Origin of the sequence: Streptomyces sp. W16 (genome assembly GCF_033194735.1) — a bacterium.
Classification (GTDB): Bacteria; Actinomycetota; Actinomycetes; order Streptomycetales; family Streptomycetaceae; genus Streptomyces.
Genome location: NZ_JAWOAI010000721.1, coordinates 1 through 3,935 on the forward strand (window position 1 = coordinate 1; position 3,935 = coordinate 3,935).

Consider the following 3,935-nt stretch of genomic DNA (forward strand, 5'->3'; position numbering starts at 1 on the left):
CGGCACCCTGGTCGCCCGCGGCGAGTTCTCCATCGTCATCGCCGGCCTCGCCGTCACGGCCGGCATCGAACCCTCGCTCGGCCCGCTGGCTACGGCGTACGTGCTGATCCTGGTCATCGTCGGCCCGCTCAGCGCCCGCTACACCGAGCCGCTGGCCACCCGTCTGACCGGGCGCCGACGGGACAAGGCCGCCCCCTTGGCCGACGCGGAAGGGACCGCGAACAGCTCGGCTCCGGAGCCCCACGAGGTGGCGTAGGCCCACGCCGGTGCCCTGCCCCGGTCGTCACCAGCCCGTCAGGAGCAGGTGGTTGAGGAGCAGGGCCAGGGCGGCCTGCGCGGTGAGCCAGGCGCGGGGCCGGGGGAGAAACGCGCAGGCGGGCAGCAGCCACATCGCGAACGGCAGCCAGATGCGTTCCGTCTCCGCCTTGCTCATGCCGGAGAGATCCGCGACGAGGAGGGCGAGAAGCGCGGCGAACACCAGCAGAGCGAGCCGGGACTGGGGCGCGGCGGTACGCAACGTGCGGCGCGGCTGCGGGAGTTGGGGACGTACGGCAGCGGTACCCGCCCGCCGCAGTCCCGCCACCGTCGCCGGGCCCACGATCAGTGCGGTGCAGGCCAGGTTCGCCCACACCCAGTAGCCGTACGGCCGGGTCCCACCGACGCCTTCGTAGTAGCGGGTGATCAACAGGCGGTACGCCTCCCACCAGTTGAAGCCGAGAAGCGTGAACACGACCGGTACGACGGCGAGTCCGGCGACGACGTACGGGAGGGGGCGGAGCCGCCGGTGCCCGAGCAGCAGTGCGGTGCCTGCGATCACCGCGAACAGCGTCAGTCCGTACGAGAGATACGCGGTGAGGCCGAGGAGCAGTCCGGCGGCGAGGCCGGCCGATCTCGGGCGGTGTCCGGTGACCGCGAGGGCGAGGAACGCGACGGCCCAGGCGGCGACCGCCGCGAAGTACCCGTCCGCCGAGGTGCCCACCCACACGGCGGCCGGGGCGAGGACGAGGAACGGCGCGGCGCGGCGGGCGAGTTCCTCACCGGCGAGCACGCGCACGGTGACGAGGACCGCCGCGCCCGCCGTCGCCCCGACGGTGATGCACCAGACGCCCGCCCAGGCCCCGCCGCCCAGTCCGATCCGGTCCAGGAGGACGAAGGTGACGGTGGCCGCCGGGGGATGCCCGGCGATGTGTGCGGGCCAGGGGGCGGGGGAGTGGCTGAGGATGTGGTGGGTGAAGTCGCGCAGGGTGGCGGGGATGTCGTGGAAGCGGCCGATGACCGTCAGGTATTCGTTCGTGGTCGTCAGCCGCCCGGCGATGCCCCGCTGCCAGCCGTCGACCAGGGCCAGTGAGAACGTCCACGCCATGGCGGTGCCCCAGGCGGTGAACAGCAGCGCGCGCCAAGGCAGTTGGACGGCGAGGACGGGACCGTATGCCACGACGGCGACCGCGACGGCGAGCGCCGCCGGAGTGCCGGGGCCGACGTGCGGCTCCCACTGGGCGAACACGGGCGGCCAGCCGACGAAGAGCGAGTGGTGGCGGTGCTGGATCGCGGTGCCGACCAGCACCGCCACCAGGACGAGCAGGGCGGCGGCGAGGGCGGCGGAAAGGTCGCGGACGTGGTCGCGCGGGCGGTCGTCGGGAACGGCGTGGGGGCGGTGGTCGGTGCGGTCGTCGGTGCGGGCACCCTGGTGGTGCTCGCGGTCGCGGAGAAGATCGGGGTTCACGCCGACACGCTAGGTCGGGGTGTGCCCGGCGGAGCCGCCGCGGAGGAGGACGTCAGAGTTTCGTCATGGTTTGCGAACCCGTTCGGGGGGTGTCCCCGGCCTACGGTCGGGGCATGCCACGCTCCCCCTCCTCACCCGCTTTCTGGCGCAGCCCGTTGCGCGGTCCCTGGTTCACCTCCGTGCTGGGCGTCGTGCTGCTCGTCGGGATCACCGTGCTGTTCGTGACGGGTCTGCTGTCGTACGCCGCCTACAACCCGGACCTGTCGCCGGTGAACGACAAGACCCCGGACAAGGGCCTGCTCGGCTTCTATCTCTTCGCCTGGCCGACCGACCCGTCCTGGCTGTACCGCCTCACGCAGGGCACGCACGTCACCCTCGGCATCGCGCTGATCCCCGTACTGCTGGCGAAGCTGTGGTCGGTCGTCCCGAAGCTGTTCGCCCTGCCACCGGCCCGCTCCCTCGCCCACGCGCTGGAACGGCTCTCGCTGCTGCTCCTCGTGGGCGGCGGCCTGTTCGAGTTCACCACGGGCGTGCTCAACGTCCAGCTCGACTACGTCTTCCCCGGCTCCTTCTACCCCCTGCACTTCTACGGCGCCTGGGTCTTCTTCGCCGCCTTCCTCGCACACGCCGTCCTGAAGACACCCGCGGCCCTGCGCAACCTGCGCCACCTCCGGAACGAACCTCCTTACGAGGAAGGGGAGTTGGTGTCCCCGAACCCCGCCGAACCCACCGTGTCGCGACGCGGTGCCCTCGGCGTGGTCGGCGGCGGATCGCTGCTGTTGTTCGGTACGACAGTGGGCCGCGGCTTCGACGGACCGCTGCGGGAGACGGCCCTGCTCGCCCCGCACGGCGGGCCCGAACCGGGCTCAGGGCCCGGCGCCTTCCAGATCAACAAGACGGCTGCCGCGGTCGGGATCGACGCCAGGGAGACCTCCGAGGAAGCGTGGCGACTGGTGGTCGAGGGCAACGGCCGCACTGTCCGGCTTGGCCGCGCCGAACTGCTCCAACTCCCGCTGCACAGCGCCGCGTTGCCCATCGCCTGCGTGGAGGGTTGGTCGACCTCCGACCAGTGGTGGCGAGGCGTACGGCTGCGCGACCTGGCGGCACTTGTCGGGTACGAGACGGACGCGGCCCCCGACGTCCTGGTGGAGTCCCTGCAACGGCACGGGGCGTTCCGCCGGTCCGCCCTGCGCGACAACCAGGTCCGCGACCCGCGCTCGCTGCTCGCCCTGTTCGTCAACGGCGCGGACCTCACCCCCGACCACGGCTACCCGGCACGCGTCATCGTCCCCGCGGCGCCCGGCGTGCTCAACACCAAATGGGTGGCCCGTATGACGTTCGGAGACCTGTGATGCGCGTTCCGTTCCGGCGGCCGGCCCTCGGCAGCCCCCTGCAACTCCTCCTGCTGGCCTGCTCGTTCGCGCTCGCCGGGTACGCGGGGCTGCGGTTGCTCGCGGACGACTGGTTCGGGGTGGCGCTGTGGTTCGTGGGCGCGGCGCTGCTGCACGACCTGGTGCTGGTGCCGTTGTACGCGGGCGCGGACCGGGCGCTCGCCCGGGTGCTGGGCGCTGCCGGGCACCGGGCGTGGACGGGCTACGTCCGGGTCCCGGTCCTGCTCTCCGGCCTTCTGCTGCTGGTGTGGTTCCCGCTGATCAGCGGGCAGGTCGCGGACCACTACAGGTCCGCCACCGCACTCTCCGGCGGCGGGTTCCTGTCCCGCTGGCTGCTGGTCACGGCAGCGCTGTTCGGCGGCTCGGCCGTGCTGCTCGTCCTGCGGTCGCTGCGGTTGCGCAGGGCCAGGAAGGAGCGGCCGTCGGCCGTCCACTGACCGGCCGGGCGCCACCCCGCCCAGCCGGCGTGGCGCAACAGGGCCGGGGTCCCCAGACGGGCCCACGGGAAGGACGCACCGGCGGCTCCACGGCCGTCGGCGACCCGCACCCGCACCCGTTCGTCGATGTCGACCGGAGCGGTCTCCACGACCAACAGCCCTTTAGGGGCCAGGAGTTGGGACATCCGCAACAGCAGCGCGTGCGGGTCGCCGCCGATGCCGACATTGCCGTCGATGAGGAGGGCGGTGTTCCAGCGGCCCTCGCCGGGGACGGGCTCGAAGACGGACCGGCGCAGTGCCTGCCCGCCGAGGCGGACGGTGTGCGCGACGGCGGCCTCACTGACGTCGATGCCCAGCACCGGCCGGCCCTGCGCGGCGAGCGCC

The 3,935-nt window shown here is 72.9% G+C and carries 2 protein-coding genes and 2 pseudogenes; 2 read left to right on the forward strand and 2 right to left on the reverse strand.

All coding sequences use genetic code 11. The features are described from left to right. Positions 1-256, forward strand: a pseudogene (locus R6V09_RS47850) (cation:proton antiporter); the annotation flags it as partial. A gap of 27 nt (positions 257-283) precedes the next feature. On the opposite strand, the gene R6V09_RS47855 reads toward R6V09_RS47850, so the two are convergent. After that, entirely contained in the window at positions 284-1,723 is a 1,440-nt protein-coding gene (locus R6V09_RS47855) for a hypothetical protein (protein WP_442810274.1), read from the reverse strand. 113 nt (positions 1,724-1,836) lie between these two features. Here R6V09_RS47855 and R6V09_RS47860 point away from each other — a divergent pair, with 113 nt between their 5' ends. Continuing rightward, on the forward strand, positions 1,837-3,075 hold the full coding sequence (locus tag R6V09_RS47860) for a molybdopterin-dependent oxidoreductase (RefSeq protein ID WP_317887730.1): 1,239 nt from the start codon (positions 1,837-1,839) through the stop codon (positions 3,073-3,075). Positions 3,076-3,397: 322 nt separating this feature from the next. Here R6V09_RS47860 and R6V09_RS47865 read toward each other — a convergent pair. Beyond that, positions 3,398-3,935, reverse strand: a pseudogene (locus R6V09_RS47865) (SAM-dependent methyltransferase); the annotation flags it as partial.